The following is a 20,682-nucleotide window of genomic DNA, read 5'->3' on the forward strand; positions in this document are numbered from 1 at the left end:
GAGGTCGTGCGCCCTCAGGCTAGTGGTGCCGGCGTGGGGAGCGGCATCCGACACGCGGCGCCCTTCACGGCGGCGGCTGCCGCCGTCGCGGTCGAACGCGCCCAGCGCCTACGCTGGCGTCATGCATCAGGCCGACACGCACGACCGGATCTCTGTACGGGGAGCACGCGAACACAATCTGAAGGGCGTCGACCTCGACATCCCGAAGCGCAGACTGACCGTCTTCACGGGTCTGTCGGGCTCGGGAAAGAGCTCCCTGGTCTTCGCGACGATCGCCGCGGAGTCGCAGCGGATGATCAACGAGACCTACAGCGCGTTCGTGCAGGGCTTCATGCCGTCACTCGCCCGTCCCGATGTGGACGTGCTGGAGGGGCTGACCACGGCGATCATCGTCGACCAGGAGCGTCTGGGGGCGAATCCGCGATCCACCGTGGGCACGGTCACCGACGCCAACGCGATGCTGCGGATCCTCTTCTCGAAACTGGGGGAGCCGTACATCGGCGGCCCGACCGCGTTCTCGTTCAACGTGCCGACGCAGAAGGCCAGCGGCATCATGACCTCGGCGAAGGGTGAGAAGAAGATCGTGCGCAACGAGGTCTACCTCGGCGGCATGTGCCCGCGCTGCGAAGGGCGCGGACAGGTGTCGGACATCGATCTCTCGCACGTGGTGGACGAGTCGCTGTCGCTGAAGGACGGCGCGATCCTCGTGCCGGGCTACGTTCCCGATGGCTGGATGGTGCGCGGCTTCGCCGAGTCCGGGTTCTATCCCGCCGACAAGCCGATCTCGACCTTCACCGAGAAGCAGCGGCACGCCTTCCTGTACAGCGAGCCCACCAAGGTCAAGATCCAGAACATCAACATGACCTACGAGGGACTCATCCCGAAGATCACGAAGTCGATGCTGTCGAAGGACCTCGAGTCCATGCAGCCGCACGTGCGGCGGTTCGTCGAGCGCGCGGTGACCTTCGCGACGTGCCCCGACTGCGACGGCACCCGGCTGACCGAGGGCGCCAGATCGTCGAAGATCGACGGCGTGAGCATCGCGGACGCGTGCCGGATGCAGGTCACCGATCTGGCCGCGTGGGTGCGTGGACTGGGCCGGCCCGAGGCGGGTCCGCTGCTGGCTGGGCTGAGCGCGAACCTCGACGCGTTCGTGACCCTCGGCCTCGGGTATCTGAGCCTGGACCGACCGTCCGGAACCCTCAGCGGGGGAGAATCGCAGCGCATCAAGCTCCTGCGCCACCTGGGCTCGTCGCTCACCGACGTGACCTATGTGTTCGACGAGCCCACGATCGGCCTGCATCCGCACGACATCCAGCGGATGAACGGCCTGCTGCTGCAGCTGCGCGACAAGGGCAACACGGTGCTGGTGGTCGAGCACAAGCCCGAGACGATCGTGATCGCCGACCGCGTCGTCGACCTCGGCCCGGGCGCCGGCAGCGCGGGCGGCGAGATCTGCTTCCAGGGCACCGTCGACGAACTGCGGGCGAGCGACACGGTCACCGGCCGACACCTCGATGACCGTGCCTCTGTGAAGAAGACCGTGCGCGCGGCATCTGGCGTCATCCCCGTACGCGGGGCGACGGAGCACAACCTTCGCGATGTGGACGTCGACATCCCGCTCGGCGTGCTGACAGTGCTCACCGGGGTCGCCGGATCCGGCAAGAGCTCTCTGATCCATAGTTCGGTGGTTGGACGCGAGAGCGTGGTTTCGGTGGATCAGGGGGCGATCCGCGGGTCGCGTCGCAGCAACCCCGCGACATATACCGGGATGCTGGAGCCCATCCGCAAGGCGTTCGCCAAGGCGAACGGCGTCAAGCCGTCTCTGTTCAGTGCGAACTCCGAGGGAGCCTGCCTGTCGTGCAAGGGGTCGGGGGTGATCGTCACGCAACTCGGCTTCATGGACACCGTGGAGACGCCCTGTGAGGACTGTGGGGGAAAGAAGTTCCAGGCCGCGGTGCTCGACTACACGCTCGGCGGCAAGGACATCACCGAGGTGCTCGACATGCAGGTGCGCGACGCGCGTGAGTTCTTCGGATCGGGCGAGGCGAAGATCGCCGCGGTGGGCAAGACCTTGGACCGCCTCGTGGACGTCGGCCTCGGGTACCTCACGCTCGGCCAGCCGCTGTCGACGCTGTCGGGCGGCGAGCGACAGCGCATCAAGCTCGCGACCCAGATGTCCGACGGGGGAGAGGTCTATGTGCTCGACGAGCCCACCAGCGGCCTGCATCTCGCCGATGTCGAGAACCTGCTGGGGCTGCTGGACCGTCTCGTCGACTCGGGTAAGAGCGTGATCGTGATCGAGCATCATCAGGCCGTGATGGCCCACGCCGACTGGATCATCGACCTCGGCCCGGGTGCCGGGCACGACGGCGGTCGTGTCGTGTTCGAGGGGACGCCGGCCGACCTGGTCACGAGCCGTTCGACCCTCACGGGGGAGCACCTCGCACAGTACGTCGGAGCGGTGAGGCCGAGCTGATGCGGTGATGTTATGATGACGTCATGCGAACAACGCTGGATATCGATCCGGTCGTGCTCAGCGCAGCTCGCGCGAGGGCACGCGCGGACGGTGTCTCGCTGGGGCGTGCCGTGTCGGACCTTGCTCTGCGAGGTATCCGGGCCGGTACCGGCGCGACAGCTGCGACGCAGTCCGGCTTTCCCGTGATGCGCGGAGTTCCCGGTCACGCGGTCACCGACGAACTTGTCGCCGAGTTCCGCGACGATGAATCATGAGTGTGCTGCTCGACGTCAATGTCCTGTTTGCGCTGACGTGGGATGAGCACGTGCATCATGCCGTGGCCCATGAGCGATTCGCGCAGTTGGATGTGTGGCACACCTCGCCGGTGACCGAGGCCGGATTGGTCAGGCTTCTCATGACTGAAGCCGTCACGGGGCGAAAAGTGACCGGCCAAGAGGCGTTGACGCAGCTGCGTGCGATACGAAAGGTGTCGGGCTGGGCCTGGCTCGCCGACGACGCGTCTCTGGCCGCATCGTCGATCGATGATCGTGTGCTGATGGGGCGACGGCAAGTGGCGGATCTGCATCTCGTCAATCTGGCGGCCAAGCACGACGCGAGGCTCGCGACATTCGACGTGCAGCTCGCTGAAGGGCTCGCGCCAGACGATCGCAAATGGGTCGATCTGTGGAGACCGTGAGAGTATGACGCCGCCGACTTTGCAGCGATGGACTCGATTCTCCGTCCGAGATGAATAACCGATAATGCACATTATGTCAGTACGGGCTGATCGAGACCTCCCCTTCGCCACCACGGAGATGGGAGATCCGCGCGGTGAGCCCACCATCGTGCTCCCCGGCGGTCCTTGCCGGGGTCCCGAGTACTTGGGTGACCTCGCCGGTCTCGACAACGTCCATCGGCTCGTTGTCCTGCATCCACGCGGGACCCCCCTCACCGGAGGGCTTTCGCGCGGGTGGTGGACGGATGCCGACGATGTGGTGGCACTGGCCGACGCACTGGGGGTGGCCACGGTCGACGTTCTCGCACACTCCGCGGGCACACGACTCGTGCTCGCCGTTGCGGCGCGCTACCCGGAACGCGTCCGTTCGCTCGCATTGGTCACTCCTCCCGCTACATGGCTCACCGGAACGCCGCACGATGGTCAGACGATCGTGATCGACCGCGCCGATCCTGATGTCGCGGATGCTCTCGAGTCGTTGGAGCAGGATCATTCCGACACAGAGACTGCCTTCCAAGCGACCTTCCAGCGACAAGCACCCGCGACCTACGCGCACTGGACGGAAGCCGAACGGGCTCATGCGACAGTCGGCAGGGTCAGCCTGGCGGCCGCACTGGCGTGGTTCGACGGCATCCCTGCCGACGTGTCGGAGCGCATCCGAGAGGCGCTCCTGCCTCCCACCCTCGTGATCGGCGGCGACCGAGACTATCTCACCGGCGCGCAGCCGGTGAGGGACTACGCCGCCATACTGGGCGCGCGTCTGTCGCTGATCGAAGACTGCGGCCACTACCCGTGGATCGAGCAGCCCGAGACCTTCCGGCGGATCGCTGCTGCGTGGCTGACGGCCGTTCGCTCATCCAGCAGCTGACACGGCTTCCCCCGCGCGATCCGCAAGGAACGCGGCGACGGTCGGAAGATAGGTGGGCGCGAGTTGTTCGCGCCGGGACACGCCCGGCTCCGGGTCGGCGATGAACAGGCCATGATCTGCACGCGGGAACACCGCAAGGCCGTGCTGGCGGTTCGGCGGCAGATTCTCGGCGAAGGCAGCGACGCTCGCAGCGACGGGGATCAGGGCGTCCGCTCCCCCGAACAGGGCGAGCACCGGGCATCGGACGCTCGGCATCACCGCCGTCGGATCGAAGTCCATGATCCGGCGCACGAAGCGCAGGTGCTCGGGAGTGTCGTACGGGAATCGCACCGTGTCGTACCAGGGCTCGTCCGCGTACCGCTCCTGCGCGGCGAGCAGGACGTCCTCCGTGTCACCGCGACGCAGACGCGCGAATCGTTCGTCCACCCACGCCATGGCGTGCTCGTTCGAGGCCGCGTCATGACCGTCAGCACGCAGCGCGACCGCGAATCGCTCGCGTTCCTGCGCGGCCGGCGTGGTGCCCGGCCCGGAGTCGCAGATCACGAAGTCCACGGCATCCGGTTCCAAAGCCGCCGCCAGCAGCGCCACCCAGCCGCCCTGACTGATGCCGTAGAGGCCCACCGGCTGCCCGGCAGTCGATGGATGGGAGCGCAGAACCTGCAGCGCCGCGAGAGACTCGCGTGCTCGGTCCTCCAGCGTCTGATCCAGCCAATGGCCCGGCGAGCCGTCGCAACCGGGTTTGTCGTGCCGCAGCACGATCGCGCCGGACTCGACGAGCCAACCGGGCAGGCTCCCCCAGTGGTTGCGATCGCCGTCGCCCGATCCGTCGATCAGGACGATGCCCGGCCGCGGGACGTCTGACCCGCTCGGCCTGCTGATGATCGCCGCGAGCGCGCCGACCTGCGTGACAACCGTCGTGTCGATCTCGGTGAGATGCGTCGTCGCTGTCGTGTCGGCGCTCATGACCTGGTCCCGTCTTCTGCCGCTGCTGCCGGTGTGCCGGCGAGCAGCACCCGGACGAATCGATGACCCTCCGGTCTGCGGGAAGAATCCGCGAGGCGCGCGATGTACGGCTCGAGGACCGTTGCGAGGCGGTCGCGAACGTCGTCGAGTTCCGCTGCGGTCAGCGGCAACGACGCACCCGTGACGAACGCAGCCTCTCGCCATGACGGCGGCTGCGCGGCGCTGACATCTTGCCAGGCGATCACCTTGTCTGCTTCGCGCTGGATGAAGACCCGCTGCACCTCCCCCGCCCCGGCGGCGGCGCTCGACCAGTTCTGCCTGATGTCGGTCAATCGCCATGGGTGCTCACGACTGTCATCGCCCTGCATCGCCTTCTCGACGTAGCCGTATCTTGCCAGCTGCCGCAGGTGGTACGAACAGCTCGCTTGCGTCGATCCGAGCCGACGCGCGCTTTCGGCCGCAGTGAGTGCGCCCGCGGTGCCCAGCAGCTCGATCAGGTCCAGCCGCAGCGGATGTGCGAGTGCGCGCAGCGCCCGTGGATCGGTGACCTGCATATCCCCAAAGATACCTTTGACATGTGAAATGTCAAACAACTCTCGCCCAGGGCGTCGAGTGTGGGCACGGCTTGAGCATGGGATGACCCACAGACGCGAACGAGGCAGGGCGTAGACTCGCGATCATGCTTTCGTCGGTCAACCGCCCGTCCGGGCGTCAGGAGGTCGTGGGCGCCCCGTGCGCCGTCGCGAAATGACCTCGCCCCACGGCGCACACGCCTCCGCGTGCGAGCGCCATCCGGGCGTCTCCCCTCACCTCCCACGACGGAAACCTCGTCCTTCCGATCGACGATCGCCCCGTCGGCATCCTCCTGCGCGAAGCGGAGCAGCGCACGCGCACCCGGCCGCAGTGCTCATGGTGCGAAGACGTGACGCTGCCCAACGACGTCGTCTTCTTCGCGGCGAAGCGCGCAGGGCGCGCGGGACGCAACGGTGACACGGTCGGCACCCTCGCCTGCGCGAACTTCGAGTGCGGCACGAACGTGCGCAGACTGCCTCCCCTCGCCTATCCCGGATTCGACCGCGAAGCCGCACGTGGACGACGCATCGTCGCCCTGCGCGAAAACGTCACGGCCTTCGTCCGTGACATCCGCGACGGTCGGTGAGCGCGCACACGTCGAAGGAACGCCGACCGTTCCGCTCTATAGGCTGACGGGATGCAGGCGAAGAAGTGGATCCTGTTCGACATCGGCGGTGTGCTCGAGATCGTCGACGACGACACCTGGCAGGGCGAGTTCGTCGCACGGTGGCAGCGCCGGGCGAACCTCTCCCCCGAGCAATGGCGTGGCCGGCTCGAGAGCGTCGACCTTCCCGCCATCGACCGAGAGGCCGGCACCGCGGCGACCTATTGGGATCTTGTGGGCGCTGCGGTCGGCCTGAATGCGGACGAGATCGCACGCATGCAGGCCGAGATGTGGGATGCGTACTGCGGCGAGCTCAACCGTGAGCTGATGGACTTCGCGCAGGCGATCTCGTCACGGGCAGGCGTCGCGATCCTGTCCAATTCGGTCGACGGCGCGCGCGAGGAGGAAGAGCGACGGTACGCCTTCTCGACCGTGTTCGACCCGATCTGCTACAGCCACGAACTGGGCGTCGCGAAACCGGAACGTGCCGTGTACACGGCGGCCCTGAGCCGAATGGGCGCCCTTCCCGCGGACGTGCTGTTCGTCGACGATCACGAGATCGCCCTCGAGGGTGCCCGGGCCCTCGGCATCCGAAGCCACCTGCACCGTGACAACCCCGACACCATCGCGCAGATCGAGCGGTTCCTCGCCGAAGCCGCGTGAGCAGGGCCGCGGCGCACCCCGGCGCGGCGGCGCCAGCGCGCCGGGCGCACTGCGACACGGCAACTAGGCTGGTAGCTCCCACATCCGATCGGATCGCCGCGTGACACTGACCCCCGTCTCCCCCGCACCGATGTGGCGCGCATGGGTCATCTGGGGCGTTGCGGTCTCTGGATATGTGCTCGCCGTCACGAACCGCACGTCGCTGGCGGCGGTGGGGGTGGACGCGGCGCACCGGTTCGACGCGGATGCCTCGACACTGTCGATGTTCGCCGTCCTGCAGTTGGCGGTCTACGGGGCGATGCAGCTGCCGATCGGCATCCTGCTGGACCGCATGGGCACGCGTCCGATCATCGCCAGCGGGATGGTGCTGATGGCGCTCGGTCAGCTGACGATGGCGCTCTCGCCCGATGTCGGCATCGCGATCGGCGCGCGGATGCTCATCGGCGCCGGTGACGCCGCGATCTTCCCGAGCGTGCTGCGGATCGTGGCGACCTGGTTCCCGTCGCAGCGCGGATCGGTCATGGTGCAGTTGACGGGCATCGTGGGGCTGACCGGTCAGCTGCTCGCCATCGCGCCCCTGGCGGCGCTCGTGCACGCGACGACGTGGACCATCGCCTTCGGCTCGATCGCAGGGCTCTGCGTCTTGTTCGCGGTGCTGCTGCTGCTCGTCGTTCGCAACCACCCGCCGAACGTCACCTCCGACATCTCGGTCAACACCGACACCGGCGCCGTGCGCATCGTCACCTCGACGGCCGACACACGCGTCGGGCTGCGGGCGACCTGGTCGCACCCGGGCACTCGCCTCGCGTTCTGGTCACATTTCACGACGCCGTTCTCGGGCACCGCGTTCATCATGCTGTGGGGCATCCCGTTCCTCACCGCCGGCGAGGGCCTGTCTTCTGCCGGCGCCGCGGGCGTGACGACGGTGTACATCGTGGTGGGCATGGCCCTCGGGCCGATCATGGGCGCGCTGTCGGGACGAATTCCGACGCATCGGTCCCGGGTGCTCGTGCTGCCCACGATCGTTCTGCAGCTGGTCGCATGGCTCGTGGTGATCGCCTGGCCGGGGCCTGCTCCCCTCTGGCTGCTGGTCGCCCTCGCGGTGGCGATGGCCACGGGCGGTCCCGCCTCGATGATCGCGTTCGACCATGCCCGCACGCACAACCCCAGCCACCGATTGAGCACGGCCAGCGGCATCACGAATACGGGCGGCTTCATCGCCGGCCTCGTCTCGATCTTCCTGATCGGCGCCGCCCTCGACCTGCTGGGTGCAGGCACCCCGGCCACGTACACGCTGGACGCCTTCCGCCTGGCGTTCCTCACCCAGGTCCCCCTCTGGCTTCTGGGCGCGACGTTCATCGTGATCGAGCGCAAGCGCACCCGGGTGCTGCTGGGCATGGACCAGCCGCGCCGATCCGCGACCCGTGACCGATAGCCTGAGGCGATCAGTGAACGCTGGCGGGGCATCGTCGCGGCCCTGGCCGGTGTCTCAGGCCCGCTGCGGCTCGATCTGCACCCAGTCGCCGTACTTGGCCGTACGGCCGTCGCCCGACGAGGTGCCGGTGAGGCGGCGCCGGATCCACGGCACGACGTGGGCGCGGTAGTACGCGGTGCCGCGCAGCGTCGCCGATGCGTCCAGCGGCGGCAGCGACCACCAGTCCGGCGGGACGTCCTGCCCCAGTGCAGTGAGCACCCGCGCAGCGACGCGGTGATGGCCGCGGGTGTTCATGTGCAGTCGGTCCGCGGACCAGTAGTCCGCGGCACTGAGCTCGCGGTCGGGCCAGTTCCACGCGGTCAGCACGTCGGGCCGCGGGGCCAGCCGCTGCGCGACGGCGGCGGACAGCAGGTCGCCCCGACGCTGGATGACCCGGCTCAGTGGCAGCTGCGCCGACGGATTCGCCCCCGACAGCGCGATCAGAGTGACGCCCTCTTCGTCGCACCGGCGAAGGACGTGCGTGAACAGGTCGGCCACGTGCGAGATCGAGGTACGCGGGCGCAGCATGTCGTTGCCTCCGCCGTTGAACGACAGGTGGGTGGGATGCAGGGCCAACGCGCGTTCGAGCTGCTCGGCCACGATCGGCTCGATGAGCTTGCCGCGGATCGCGAGATTCGCGTACCGGATCGGCTGGGCCGTGGCATCCGCCCACCCCTGCGCGACCAGGTCGGCCCACCCGCGGACCGTGCCGTCGGGCAACTCGTCGCCGACGCCCTCCGTGAAAGAATCCCCGATCGCCGCAAAACGCACTGAACTCACCAGCCCAGCCTATGACCGGCAGGCGCGCGGCCCGGGACGCCGCACGGCGACGTATCGTGGGCGCATGGCCCTGTACGCGGATCGCCGCGGCGCGGGTGCCGTGCTGGCCGGCGAACTGGCCGGCTGGCGCGACAGCGACGCGGTCGTGGTGGGAATCGCCCGTGGCGGCGTCGTGGTCGCCGCCGAAGTCGCCCGGCGCCTCGGACTGCCCCTGCGCGCCGTCGCGGCCCGCAAGCTCGGCGCACCCGGCAACGAAGAGCTGGCGGTCGGTGCGATCGCCGACGACGTCCGGATCGTCGATGAGCGCGCTCTGCGTCGCGCAGGCGTCTCGGCCGACGAACTGTCGGGGATCATCGAGCGCGAGCGCGCGACCCTCGACGAGCGCCGGGGTGCGGTGGGCGACACCGGCACCTCGTTCGACGAGAGCCCGGTGCTGCTCGTCGACGACGGCGTGGCCACCGGGGCGACAGCCGTGGCGGCCTCCCGGGCCCTGCGTGCGCGCGGGGCCCGGGAGATCGTGCTGGCCGTGCCGGTGGCGCCGGCGGCATGGGTGGCGGATGCCGCGGACTTCGACGAGTTCGTGTGCCCGCACCGGGCGCGCGAGTTCTGGGCCGTGGGGCCCTTCTACGACGACTTCACCCAGACCACGGATGGCGAGGTCGCCCGGCTGCTGCGGGAGGAATGACCGGTGGCGGTTGTCAGCGCGCGAGCGAGAGCAGGGCGTTGCGCAGCGTGTCGAGACCGACGCCGCCCATGTCCAGAGCCCGCTTGTGGAACTCCTTGATGTGGAACGCCTCGCCCTTCGCCGCGCGGTACTCGTCGCGCAGCTGCTCCCAGATGCGCTGACCGATCTTGTACGACGGGGCCTGGCCGGGCCAGCCGAGGTAGCGGTTGACTTCGAAGCGGATGAACGCGTCGTCCATGTTCACATGCCGGCGCATGAACTCCAATGCGTAGTCCGCGTCCCAGACGCCGTCGCCGTCGGGGCGCGGCTTGCCCAGATGCACGCCGATGTCGAGCACCACCCGGGCGGCACGCATGCGCTGACCGTCCAGCATCCCGAGCCTGTCTGCCGGATCGTCCAGATAGCCCAGCTGCTGCATCAGGCGCTCGGAGTACAGCGCCCATCCCTCCGCGTGGCCCGACGTGCCCGCCAGCAGTCGTCGCCACGAGTTGAGCTCGGCGCGGTTGTACACCGCCTGCGCGATCTGCAGATGATGGCCGGGCACGCCCTCGTGATAGACGGTCGTCAGCTCGCGCCAGGTGTCGAACTCCTCGACGCCCTCGGGCACCGACCACCACATGCGCCCGGGCCGCGAGAAGTCGTCGGTGGGGCCCGTGTAGTAGATGCCGCCCTCTTGCGTGGGTGCGATCATGCACTGGATGCGGCGGACCGGCTCGGGGATGTCGAAGTGCGTCGCGCCCAGATCCGCGACGGCGCGGTCGGCGGTGGCCTGCATCCACTCCTGCAGCGCAGCGGTGCCGTGCAGTCGGCGGGTCGGGTCTGCTTCGAGCAGCGCGACCGCTTCGGCCACGCTTGCGCCGGGCTTGATCTCGTTCGCGATGGCCTCCTGCTCGGCGACCATGCGGGCGAGCTCTTCGAGTCCCCATTCGTAGGTCTCGTCGAGGTCGACGGTCGCGCCCAGGAACTGCCGCGAGAACAGCGCATACAGGTCGCGTCCGACCCCGTCCTGCTCGCTCGCAGCCGGCGCGAGCTCGGTGAGCAGGAACTCGCCGAGTGCGTCGTAGGCGACGCGGGCCTCGTTGGCATGGTCGAGCAGCTCGCGGGCCAGGCTCGCAGGCAGCTGCCCCTCGGCGGGCGCCGCGTCGGCGACGAACGTGGCGAAGAACCCGTCGTCGGCGGTGTAACGGGTGATCTGCCCCGCCACTTCGGCGACCTGCCGCCGCGCGGGGACGATGCCCGCCGCGATCCCTTCGCGCAGGGTCTCGACATAGCCGTTCACGGCTGACGGCACGGCAGCGAGGCGACGCGAGACGACGTCCCAGTCGTCGGTGGTGGCCGCCGGCATCAGGTCGAAGACGCTGCGGATCTCTTGCACGGGCGATTCGATGACGTTCAGCTGGCGCAGGTGCACCCGCGCCTCGTGCATCTCGAGGTCGAGGTCCAGTTCGCGCAGCAGGTCTTCCTTCGTGACCTCGTCCACGAAGTCGACGGGCTCGGCGCTGCGCAGCTCGTCCCGGCGAATGCGTGCGCGCCGCGCGGCCTCGTCGGCGCCCGCCGGCGAATAGTCGCCGTAGCGATCGTTGTACTCGTTGCGTCCGATGTAGGTGGCTGCCGTCGGAAACAGCTCGGCGACGTCGTCGACCCAGGCCTCGGCGATCGTGTCGACGGGCGAGGGCGTGCGTGCGGGTTCGGTCATGGATTTCACCCTATGTGCGCGACCGCGACGCGGGCAATGCGAGACTCAGTGTCCGGCCGCATCCCAGTTCGCGCCGCGCCCGATCTGCACGTCAAGCGGCACCGTGAGCTCGGCCGCGTCGCCCATGCGGGCGCGCACGATCCGCTCTGCGGCATCCCACTCCCCCGGGGCGACCTCGACGACGAGTTCGTCGTGGATCTGCAGCAGGATGCGCGACGCCAGCCCTTCGGCGCGGAACTCGCGGTGGATGCGGAACAGCGCGATCTTCATGATGTCGGCCGCGCTGCCCTGGATCGGCGCGTTCAGGGCCGCTCGCTCCGCGTTCTCGCGCAGTACCCGGTTGGGGCTGGTGAGATCCGGGAACGGGCGGCGGCGGCCGAAGATCGTCTCGGTGAAGCCGTCGACACGCGCCTTCTCGACTGAGGCGCGCAGGTAATCGCGGACGGCGCCGAACCTCGCGAAGTACTCGGTCATCAGCTGCTTGGCCTCGGCCTGCTCGATGCGCAGCTGCTTGGACAGTCCGAAAGCGCTCAGTCCGTAGACGAGTCCGTACGACATCGCCTTGACCTTCGTGCGCATGAACGGGGTCACCGCGGCCGGCTCGACTCCGAACACGCGGGCCCCGACGAAGCGGTGCAGATCCTCGCCCGTCTTGAACGCCTCGATCAAGCCGGGGTCCTCGGACAGGTGCGCCATGATGCGCATCTCGATCTGCGAATAGTCCGCGGTCAGCAGCGTCTCATAGTCCTCGCCGACCTCGAAGGCCGAGCGGATGCGGTGGCTCTCGTCGGTGCGGATGGGGATGTTCTGCAGATTGGGGTCGGTGCTCGACAGGCGGCCGGTCTGGCTGCCGGTCTGCACGTACGTGGTGTGGATGCGCCGATCCGCGCCGATCGCGACGTCGAGCGACTCGATGATCTGGCGCAGCTTCGTCGCCTCGCGGTGCTGCAGCAGCAGATCGAGGAACGGGTGCGGATGCGTCTCTTGCAGCGCGATGAGCGCCCCGGCATCGGTCGAGTAGCCGGTCTTGGTCTTGCGGGTCTTGGGCAGTTCGAGCTCGTCGAACAGCACTTCCTGCAGCTGCTTGGGCGAACCGAGGTTCACTTCGCGCCCGATGGCGGCGAACGCGTCCTGTGCGATGAGATCGGCCCGTCCCGCCAGCTCGCCCGAGAACGCGCTGAGCTTGTCGTGCGAGACGGCGACGCCCGCCAGCTCCATGTCGGCGAGGGCGACCAGGGTCGGCAACTCGATGTCGGCGAGCACCACGGCCACCCGCTCGGGCAGCTGCGCGCGCTGCGAGGCGGCGACCCGCAGCGCGAACCACGACAGCTGGCCGGGCGTGGCGCCGTCGTGCTCGGGCACGAGCTGGCTGGGATCGGCTTCGGGCAGCTTCTCGCCGAGGAAGCGCTCGACGAGGTCGCCCAGGCTCTTGTCGGGAAAGCTCGGCCGCGCGAGCCAGCCCGCGATCAGCACGTCATATGCAAGCCCGCCGACCTCGACGCCCGCGCGATGCAGAGCCTTCAGCTGTGGTTTGGCGTCGCTGAAGACCTTCGGCGCATCGGATGCGAGCCAGTCCCCGATCGCCGCGGCCAGCTCGTCGGACCAGGTGGCCTCGGCCGCGGCATCCATCGTGGACAGCCCGATCCGTCGCGGGCGCCCGCCCTCGATCGTCACGGTGACCCCGACCTCGCCCGTGGCCGCCCGCAGCCAGGCAGCGAGCTCGTCCGGGGTCGACTGCGCCGCCTCGGGTGCCGTCGCGACGGGCGGCTCGTCAGCGCCGTCATCGATCGCGCCGGTGGCCTCGAACACGCGCGGCAGCAGGGTGCGGAACTCGAGGCGCGAGAAGATGTCGCGCACCGCCTGCGCATCGATGGGCCTGACGGCCAGGTCTGCCGGCGCGACCGGCAGCTCGACGTCGCGCAGCAGGCGGTTCAGGCTGCGGTTTCTGCGCACGTCGTCGATGTGATCGCGCAGGTTGCCGCCGACGACGCCCTTGATCTGGTCGGCGTTCTCGAGGATCGCATCCAGCGAGCCGAACTGCGTGAGCCACTTCACCGCGGTCTTCTCGCCCACCTTGGGCACGCCGGGCAGGTTGTCGCTGGTCTCTCCCACGAGGGCGGCGATGTCGGGGTACTGCGACGGCTCGACGCCGTAGCGTTCGCGCACGGCCGCCGGATCGTAGCGCTTGAGCTGCGAGACTCCCTGCACGCTCGGGTACAGCAGCGTCACCTGATCGGTGACCAGCTGGATGCTGTCGCGGTCACCCGAGCAGACCAGGACGTCGTAGCCCTCGGCCGCGCCCTGGGTCGACAGCGTCGCGAGGATGTCGTCGGCCTCGATGTCTTCTTTCGTGATGACGGTGATGCTCATCGCGGCGAGGCAGTCCTGCAGCAGCGGGATCTGGCCGCGGAACTCCGCGGGCGTCTCGGAGCGGGTCGCCTTGTAGTCGGCGTACTCGCGGGTGCGGAACGACACCCGGGAGGTGTCGAACGCGACGGCCATGTGCGTGGGCTGCTCAGCCTTGATCAGGTTCACGAGCATCGAGAGGAACCCGTAGATGCCGTTGGTGTGCTGCCCGTCCTTCGTGGAGAAATTCTCCACCGGAAGCGCGTAGAACGCGCGATACGCCAGCGAATGGCCGTCGACGATCAGAAGGGTAGGCTTTGCGGAGTCCATCACCCTGCAAGCCTAGTCAGGGCAGCGGACATCCCCCCGACCCGACCCGAAGGTGCGCGATGTCACACGAGACCCCTGCCCCGGCGGCTCAGACCGCCCACGGACTCGAGTGGGCGAAGGCGCGCGGCATGGGTGCTCTGGCCGAGAAGATGGGTCTGGAGTGGGTGGAGTTCTCGCTCGAGCGCTGCGTGGCGACCCTGCCGGTCGAAGGGAACACACAGCCGGTCGGGCTGTTGCACGGCGGCGCGTACGTCGTGCTCGGCGAGTCGCTCGGCTCGATGGCCGCCAACCTGCACGCAGGGCCGGGCCGGTTGGCCGTGGGCGTGGACGTGAGCGCCACGCACACACGGTCGGCGACGCAGGGACTCGTGACCGGGGTATGCACACCGATCCATCTGGGCCGGAGCATGACCGTGCACGAGATCGTGATCACCGACGATCAGGGCCGCCGCTGCTCGACGGTTCGCATCACGAACCTGATCAAAGACCTGCCGGACGCCTGACACGGCTCGCGTCAAGCACGACGCCCGAGAGTCGAAGGACTCTCGGGCGGGATGCCGGTGGTGGACCGTGACGGCGACGTCAGCCCTTCTTGGGCGCGAGCTGCTCGATGATCGCCTTCGCGACATCCTGCATCGTCAGACGCCGGTCCATCGACGCCTTCTGGATCCAGCGGAACGCCTCGGGCTCGGTGAGGCCCATCTTCTCGTTGAGCAGACCCTTGGCGCGGTCGACGAGCTTGCGCGTCTCGAAGCGCTCGACCATGTCCTGCACTTCGGCCTCGAGCGTGATGATCTGCTCGTAGCGGGCAAGGGCGATCTCGATCGCGGGAAGCAGGTCGTTGGGCGTGAACGGCTTGACGACGTACGCCAGGGCGCCGGCCTCGCTGGCCCGCTCCACGAGCTCCTTCTGGCTGAACGCGGTCAGCAGCACGACCGGCGCGATGTGCGCCTTGCTGAGCTTCTCGGCGGCCGAGATGCCGTCCAGCTGCGGCATCTTGACGTCCATGACCACCAGGTCGGGACGCAGATCGGTGGCCAGCTGAACCGCGGTCTCGCCGTCACCGGCCTCGCCGACGACGTCGAAGCCGTTGTCGCGCAGGATCTCGACGATGTCGAGCCGGATCAGCGATTCGTCTTCGGCCACCACGACCCGGCGCGGTGCGGATGATGCGGACCCGTTGTTCTGTTCCTGCTCAGTCACCCTAGAATCCTACGGTATCGTCGTTCCTCGGCGCGCCTTGCCCGCGCCGACGTGCGCCGGTGTGGCGGAATGGCAGACGCGACCGACTCAAACTCGGTTGCCCGCAAGGGCGTGTGGGTTCGACTCCCACCACCGGCACTTTTTCTGACCCCCTCCGATCCCAGTGTTTTCAAGGGATCGCGGGTTACGGCTATGACCTGTTGGAACGAAAAACCAACAGAAAAACCAACAAGTCGACTCCGGACGGCCTGGATGCCGCGTACATCCACGCTGAAAGGAGCCACAACATGGCCAAGAGAGCACCCACGGTCGAGCCCACGATCGTGTGCACCGCGACGGTGATAGAACGACCTCGCAAGACGGGGTTCGCATGGGAGGTGACGTTCCGTCACCAGGGCAGGCTGAATTGGCCTGACTTTTGTTCCGTTCTTCAAGCAAGGATGGAACTCGATGAACAGGAAGTACACGCCGGAGATGCGTGACCGTGCGCTCAGGATGCTCGCGGAGGCGCGGCCGGAGCATCCGAACACGATGAGCGCGGTCCGTCACGTGGCCGGTCTGCTCGGGATGAGCCCGGAAACGCTGAGACTGTGGCAGCGCCGGTACGAGGTCGACGCCGGGGTGAAGCCCGGCGTGACGACGGACGCGGCGGCGGAGATCAAGCGGCTGCAGAAGGAGAACGCCGAGCTGCGCAAGGCGAACGAGATCCTCAAGGCTGCGAGCGTGTTTTTCGCGAAGGAGCTCGACCGGCCCTGACCGAGATGATCCGGTTCATCGACGTGCACCGGGATCGCTTCGGGGTCGAGCTCATCTGCCGGGTGCTGCGCCCGGCAGTCCAGGGGTTCCTCACCTCCCGCGGATACCGCGCCGCGAAGACGCGGGCACCGTCCGCCAGGCAGCTCCGCGACGATCTCCTCGTTCCCGAGATCGTGCGGCTGCATGCGGAGAACTACGGCGTTTACGGTCGCCGGAAGATGCATGCACTGCTGCACCGGCAAGGGTGGGACATCGGCCGCGATCAGACCGAACGCCTCATGCGGCTCGCGGGCGTGCGCGGGGTCCGCAAGTCGAAGCGGGTGTTCACCACGAGAAGCGACAAGACCGTTGCTCTGCCTGCCGATCTCGTGAACAGGCGGTTCGTCGCCGACGCGCCGCGTCGTCTCTGGGTGTGCGACGTGACCTACGTCGCGACCTGGTCCGGGTTCGCGTATGTCGCGTTCGTCACCGACGTGTACTCGCGGCGCATCGTCGGCTGGAACGTCGCGGCAACGCTGCGGTCGGAGATCCTGCCGATGCCGGCGCTGGACATGGCCGCGTGGGCCGCCGGCGGGGACCTCACCGGGCTGATCCATCACGCCGACCACGGGTCGAACTACACCGCGATGGTCTACACCGACCGGATCGTGGAACTCGGCGCTGTCCCCTCGACCGGGACCGTTGGCGACAGCTTCGACAACGCGATGGCCGAGGCTGTCAACAACCTCTACAAGACCGAGCTGATCCGCCAGCAAGGACCCTGGCGCACGGTCGAGCAGGTCGAACTCGCGACCCTGGAATGGGTGTGGTGGTGGAACAACCAGCGCCTCCACGGCGAGCTCGACATGCGCACCCCGGCAGAGGCCGAGAACGCGTACTACGCTGACCTGGAATCAGCCCAACCGGCACCCGCCGGACAAGGCTCCCGATAGGAACGAAAGTCAGGCCGATTCAGACTTCGTGTTGGAACCAAGACTGTGCCAGATGCCGAACCAGCCCAATTTCACGATTTCCGCTGAGACGACGATCTCGTCAGGGTTGTTGTTGCAATCGTAGGTGCGAGCATGCAAAGACGCGAAACCATTGCTCTTATGCACGCTTTCGGTCATCCCGCGGCAGTTATACGGATTTCACTGCACCACAACGGTCATTGTCGTGACTTCTGCTCTGCTTCGAGGAGACGGCGGCGGCGACAGCGGGTCCGATGACGACTGTGCGAAAGGGTACGCGGGGTCAAAAGTGAAGCCGAACTCGTTGACGTACGGTTCAGTGGGGTACTCCTCATCTCCGCTCGCCGAGTATTCGGCGGCCGTGGCCGGATGCACCGCGAGAAGCGCCATTGACAGGCCGATTGTCACGGAGGCCGCAAACAAGTACGCTCTTTTGTTCATGGTTCCCCCATTTAATGTTTCAACTTCATTGTTGATTCATGGCATCCTCCCAGCTGGATGCGGGGAAGTCAAGTTCTCGTACATTCCCGACTTCGGCAGCCAACCTGACGTGTACTCAGGACTACCCGACACGAGCGGTCGCCAGTTTCGTGATTTTCACCGCGGGCTCCCGCATGTGCTCACCGTCGAGCAGGCCGCCGACGCTCTGGGTGTCACTACCCGGATCATCGCGGACGCGACCCGCCGGGGCGAGATCAGCGCCTTGAAGCTCGGGCGCTCGTGGCAGTACCCGCAGTCGGCGCTGGTGGCGTGGTCTGCGATGCGTCTGCGCCCGCGGACCTCAACTCCCCGAGCTGACGAACGCGAGGTGCAGCTGGAGCAGCCTGCGGCCACGAACTTCGCTTCCGGCAGGTCGTCCAAGGCCCGGTCGCGCACCGTTCAGGCCGCCTGATCCCCGTCCCGTCACCTCCGGAAACGCCCGCCTTCGTGCGGGCGTTTTCTGTTGGTTCCACCAACAGATTCGGGCTAATCTGGCCTCAACGCAGCCGCGCCGGCATTCAAGCGCCGAAACCGGATCGGTTGTTGGTTGACCATAGTTATTCCGCGTGACCAGGCATTCTTTTTCGGAAGTTTCTGGAATCGGTGGGAATCCAGCGAAGCCCGCTGGAGCCGAAAGAGGCTAGTTTGGTGGGTTCGACTCCCACCACCGGCACTTTTTCTGACCCCTCCGATCCCAGTGTCTTCAAGGGATCGCGGGGGTCGCGCCATTGTGGTGGCACACACAGCAGCAATAGTGCGGTGGTGTCCACCCGATGTCGCAGACTGTTCCGGACTCCCTCGCTGCACAGTACGCTTACCTCACCCTCCCCGATCAGTACCGAGAAATTCTCAAGCTGAGAAGCACACCTGCACCCCCGGATGATGTGGAACGATAGCAGCCCTACGCGAGGCGGCACGATCGCCGCGACGAGTCTTCTGATCGCCGCGGTCATCGTGTGCGGCGCCGGTTGTGCGCAGAGCCCGCTGGACGAGACGGAGGTCTCGGACGCTGCGCAGCGACTCATCGACGCCTTCGGGTGCGAGATGTCTGCGCTGGATGGGATCATCGCGGACAAACCGCCCGCTCCCGCCGGAATGGCGAGGCAGAGCGATCTCGTCGTGGCCGGCGTCGTGGAGGCCGTGACGACAGATGAAACCATCACTCAGCAGAGCGTGCTCATCGACGTCTACGGAACCGACAGTGACGGCTCCCCCGCGCGGGTTACGCTCCAGCTCTTTCCCGCTCCGGGCGTGTCGGCCCGAAGCGCGGCCAAGACCATCAGGACAGGCGCCGACCTCGTTGCGTACACGTCGGAAGCGTCTCCGGTGACGTGGTGCGGCAGCGTCGTGAACGTCAAAGACGGGGCCGAGATGCCCGTGAGCCCCTTCGGTCTCATCATCTCCACCGGCAACCCGAAAGCGCGTAACGAGCTGGTATGGCCCATGTTGCGGCTCACTTCATGGGCACCGCTTTCGGAGACGCTACCTGACGGCACCCAATTTCCAAGTCTCTGACGTGATCGGTGACCAGCCGCTCCTACGTCGGCTGTCCACCGCTGATGGCCGTCATGACCTCGATGCATGCGGCACTGCTGTGCGCTGCGACAGCTATCGGCGCAAGTCTCGCCGCGTCGCGAACGAGCGTGCAGTCCTGGGCTGAAGACCCCGGAGGGCCGGGTCGCTAGCCTCCGCAGGTGCGGGCTCGTTGCCGGACGACGCGTTGAGCGCATGGAGCCATTCGACGGTCGGCTTCTGTTCCGGGTAGTGCCCGTCGGGGCCACGGTCAACGGGCCTGCCTCGGTCAGCCTGTGGAACGCCCGCCGAGATCATCGCGGTCGCGATCGCCGTCGTGATCGGCACCGCGAGGACGAGCCCGATCCCGCTGCACATGGTGCGGACGATCTCGGTCGCGATGTCCTCATAGCTGAGCAGACTCAGCAGCGGCTGGTCGTAGATGTAGAGCAGCAGGAGAACGCTCAGGGAAGCGCCCGCGTACGCGAAGACGATGGTGTAGATCGTGGATGCGATGTGGTCACGACCGATTCGCATCGCACGCGCGAAGATCTGGCGGCGGTGCAGATGCGGCGCTGCCGCGCGCAGCTCCCACACTGACGAACTCTGCGTGATGGTGACATCGTTCAGCACGCCCAGTCCGGCGATGATGATCGCACAGGTCAGCAGGCCCTGGAAGTTCACGTGCTGTGTCATCGCCGCCAGGAAGCCCGCCTCCTCGGTGCCGAGGCCGCTCAGCCGCGTGGATCCGACGGCGACCTCGGCGATCACCGCCGTGATCAGCACCCCCGTCAGCGTGCCCGCGAGCGCCGCACTGGTCCGTAGCGAGAATCCGTGCGCGAGGTAGAGGACGACGTACAGCATGGCCGAGGCCCCGGTCAGCGCGATCGCGATCCCTGACCCGCCGCCCAGGAGTGCCGGGAGAGTGAAAGCGACCACCATGAAACCGCTGAACGCGAGTCCGACGAGTGCGAGCAGACCCCGGAGCAGGCCCACCGCAACGACGACCACGATGAACAGCACTGCCCAGAACGCCAACGGAACGGTCCGGACGATCCCGAAGACGGACGTGTTCGGATCCACTCCTCCAGTGTCCGCAGCGTTCACGCCGGGCACGGGGGGATTGATCATCAGCTCGACCTCGTCGCCCGGACGGAGACCCGCACTCGCGAACTGACCTTGCAGCTCGACCGTCGTCGTCGTGCCGGCGTGGCGACCGTCGAGGATCTTCACCCCGGCGAGCTCACACGTCGTCGCCGCGGTCTTCGGAGACGCCTGGCCTCCCAGATCGGGACAATCCGGCTTGATGGTCAGGATTTGCGCCGTCGGGAACGTCGTCCCCTTCACCGCGAACGGCGTCGTGTCTGGTGCCAGGGCCGTCCGTCCTCCATGCGGCCAGAGCACGATCAACCCGAGCATCGTGGCGACGCCCACGCCGACCAGAACGACCAGGAGGATGGTCTTCGGCAGGCGCGCAACCGGGATACGAACGGACGAGTGATCGTGCGAATGGCTGTGGCTCACATGAACCTCCCGGTCGAAGCGGGTCACACGCTACTCGACAGCAATGCCCGCGCCTCCGACCGTGGAACGGATGCATATGAA

20 protein-coding genes and 1 tRNA gene are annotated in these 20,682 nt (G+C 67.5%); 13 read left to right on the forward strand and 8 right to left on the reverse strand.

Annotated features, from left to right (window positions below):
* The first annotated feature begins 121 nt into the window (after positions 1-121).
* From AC3RX0_RS05505 to AC3RX0_RS05520, 4 genes are all read left to right on the forward strand, one after another.
* Positions 122-2,479 carry an ATP-binding cassette domain-containing protein gene (locus AC3RX0_RS05505; protein ID WP_491504916.1) on the forward strand — a complete coding sequence of 786 codons (2,358 nt, stop codon included), beginning with the start codon at positions 122-124 and terminating at the stop codon, positions 2,477-2,479.
* 23 nt (positions 2,480-2,502) lie between these two features.
* Positions 2,503-2,733, forward strand: a complete 231-nt coding sequence (locus AC3RX0_RS05510; protein WP_498165889.1) for a hypothetical protein — start codon at positions 2,503-2,505, stop codon at positions 2,731-2,733.
* Positions 2,730-3,155 (forward strand): TA system VapC family ribonuclease toxin, encoded by a 426-nt coding sequence (locus tag AC3RX0_RS05515; protein ID WP_491504917.1) that lies wholly within the window; start codon positions 2,730-2,732, stop codon positions 3,153-3,155. The genes AC3RX0_RS05510 and AC3RX0_RS05515 overlap by 4 nt, the downstream gene beginning before the upstream one ends.
* Before the next feature lie 118 nt (positions 3,156-3,273).
* Positions 3,274-4,062 carry an alpha/beta fold hydrolase gene (locus AC3RX0_RS05520; RefSeq protein WP_491505390.1) on the forward strand — a complete coding sequence of 263 codons (789 nt, stop codon included), beginning with the start codon at positions 3,274-3,276 and terminating at the stop codon, positions 4,060-4,062.
* Here the strand turns inward: AC3RX0_RS05520 and AC3RX0_RS05525 are convergent.
* Together AC3RX0_RS05525 and AC3RX0_RS05530 are read right to left on the reverse strand one after the other, a co-directional pair.
* Positions 4,048-5,025 (reverse strand): alpha/beta hydrolase family protein, encoded by a 978-nt coding sequence (locus AC3RX0_RS05525; protein ID WP_491504918.1) that lies wholly within the window; start codon positions 5,023-5,025, stop codon positions 4,048-4,050. The genes AC3RX0_RS05520 and AC3RX0_RS05525 overlap by 15 nt on opposite strands.
* A complete protein-coding gene (locus AC3RX0_RS05530) occupies positions 5,022-5,579 on the reverse strand; it encodes a winged helix-turn-helix domain-containing protein (protein WP_491504919.1) in 558 nt (185 codons plus the stop codon). The genes AC3RX0_RS05525 and AC3RX0_RS05530 overlap by 4 nt, the downstream gene beginning before the upstream one ends.
* Before the next feature lie 311 nt (positions 5,580-5,890).
* On the opposite strand from AC3RX0_RS05530, the gene AC3RX0_RS05535 reads away from it, so the two are divergent.
* The 3 genes from AC3RX0_RS05535 (at position 5,891) to AC3RX0_RS05545 (ending at position 8,300) form a co-directional block, all read left to right on the forward strand.
* Positions 5,891-6,184 (forward strand): FBP domain-containing protein, encoded by a 294-nt coding sequence (locus tag AC3RX0_RS05535; RefSeq protein ID WP_491505391.1) that lies wholly within the window; start codon positions 5,891-5,893, stop codon positions 6,182-6,184.
* Between the two features lie 51 nt (positions 6,185-6,235).
* A complete protein-coding gene (locus AC3RX0_RS05540) occupies positions 6,236-6,865 on the forward strand; it encodes an HAD-IA family hydrolase (protein ID WP_491504920.1) in 630 nt (209 codons plus the stop codon).
* A 130-nt stretch (positions 6,866-6,995) separates the two neighbouring features.
* Positions 6,996-8,300: an MFS transporter gene (locus AC3RX0_RS05545; protein ID WP_491505392.1), complete on the forward strand. Its 1,305-nt coding sequence runs from the start codon at positions 6,996-6,998 to the stop codon at positions 8,298-8,300.
* Positions 8,301-8,354: 54 nt separating this feature from the next.
* Here AC3RX0_RS05545 and AC3RX0_RS05550 read toward each other — a convergent pair whose 3' ends face one another.
* On the reverse strand, positions 8,355-9,119 hold the full coding sequence (locus tag AC3RX0_RS05550) for an SGNH/GDSL hydrolase family protein (protein WP_491504921.1): 765 nt from the start codon (positions 9,117-9,119) through the stop codon (positions 8,355-8,357).
* A gap of 64 nt (positions 9,120-9,183) precedes the next feature.
* Here AC3RX0_RS05550 and AC3RX0_RS05555 point away from each other — a divergent pair, with 64 nt between their 5' ends.
* Positions 9,184-9,804 (forward strand): phosphoribosyltransferase, encoded by a 621-nt coding sequence (locus tag AC3RX0_RS05555; RefSeq protein WP_491504922.1) that lies wholly within the window; start codon positions 9,184-9,186, stop codon positions 9,802-9,804.
* A gap of 13 nt (positions 9,805-9,817) precedes the next feature.
* Here AC3RX0_RS05555 and AC3RX0_RS05560 read toward each other — a convergent pair whose 3' ends face one another.
* Together AC3RX0_RS05560 and polA are read right to left on the reverse strand one after the other, a co-directional pair.
* Positions 9,818-11,500 carry a DUF885 domain-containing protein gene (locus tag AC3RX0_RS05560; RefSeq protein ID WP_491504923.1) on the reverse strand — a complete coding sequence of 561 codons (1,683 nt, stop codon included), beginning with the start codon at positions 11,498-11,500 and terminating at the stop codon, positions 9,818-9,820.
* A gap of 45 nt (positions 11,501-11,545) precedes the next feature.
* Positions 11,546-14,179: a DNA polymerase I gene (polA, locus tag AC3RX0_RS05565; protein ID WP_491504924.1), complete on the reverse strand. Its 2,634-nt coding sequence runs from the start codon at positions 14,177-14,179 to the stop codon at positions 11,546-11,548.
* Between the two features lie 56 nt (positions 14,180-14,235).
* Here polA and AC3RX0_RS05570 point away from each other — a divergent pair, with 56 nt between their 5' ends.
* On the forward strand, positions 14,236-14,679 hold the full coding sequence (locus AC3RX0_RS05570) for a hotdog fold thioesterase (RefSeq protein ID WP_491504925.1): 444 nt from the start codon (positions 14,236-14,238) through the stop codon (positions 14,677-14,679).
* Positions 14,680-14,758: 79 nt separating this feature from the next.
* On the opposite strand, the gene AC3RX0_RS05575 is transcribed toward AC3RX0_RS05570, so the two are convergent.
* Positions 14,759-15,379, reverse strand: coding sequence for an ANTAR domain-containing response regulator (locus AC3RX0_RS05575; RefSeq protein WP_491504926.1), 621 nt, complete (start codon positions 15,377-15,379; stop codon positions 14,759-14,761).
* Positions 15,380-15,434: 55 nt separating this feature from the next.
* Between AC3RX0_RS05575 and AC3RX0_RS05580 the strand changes: the two genes are divergently transcribed.
* Together AC3RX0_RS05580 and AC3RX0_RS05585 are read left to right on the forward strand one after the other, a co-directional pair.
* Positions 15,435-15,517: transfer RNA gene (locus AC3RX0_RS05580), tRNA-Leu, on the forward strand.
* 312 nt (positions 15,518-15,829) lie between these two features.
* A protein-coding gene (locus AC3RX0_RS05585; protein WP_491504927.1) for an IS3 family transposase occupies positions 15,830-17,067 on the forward strand; the annotation gives its coding sequence in 2 pieces (ribosomal slippage) (positions 15,830-16,115 and positions 16,115-17,067; 1,239 coding nt in all).
* Between the two features lie 9 nt (positions 17,068-17,076).
* Here the strand turns inward: AC3RX0_RS05585 and AC3RX0_RS05590 are convergent.
* The gene (locus AC3RX0_RS05590) at positions 17,077-17,244 is read right to left on the reverse strand and encodes a hypothetical protein (RefSeq protein WP_491504928.1); all 168 of its coding nucleotides are present in this window, start codon (positions 17,242-17,244) and stop codon (positions 17,077-17,079) included.
* Between the two features lie 46 nt (positions 17,245-17,290).
* Between AC3RX0_RS05590 and AC3RX0_RS05595 the strand changes: the two genes are divergently transcribed.
* Complete coding sequence (locus tag AC3RX0_RS05595) at positions 17,291-17,977, forward strand: helix-turn-helix domain-containing protein (protein WP_491504929.1); 687 nt, start codon at positions 17,291-17,293, stop codon at positions 17,975-17,977.
* A 467-nt stretch (positions 17,978-18,444) separates the two neighbouring features.
* Positions 18,445-19,080 carry a hypothetical protein gene (locus AC3RX0_RS05600; RefSeq protein ID WP_491504930.1) on the forward strand — a complete coding sequence of 212 codons (636 nt, stop codon included), beginning with the start codon at positions 18,445-18,447 and terminating at the stop codon, positions 19,078-19,080.
* A gap of 93 nt (positions 19,081-19,173) precedes the next feature.
* On the opposite strand, the gene AC3RX0_RS05605 is transcribed toward AC3RX0_RS05600, so the two are convergent.
* The gene (locus AC3RX0_RS05605; RefSeq protein ID WP_491504931.1) at positions 19,174-20,601 is read right to left on the reverse strand and encodes a YibE/F family protein; all 1,428 of its coding nucleotides are present in this window, start codon (positions 20,599-20,601) and stop codon (positions 19,174-19,176) included.
* Between the last annotated feature and the right edge of the window lie 81 nt (positions 20,602-20,682).

The sequence above is a fragment of the Microbacterium sp. W1-4-2 genome, assembly GCF_058349885.2.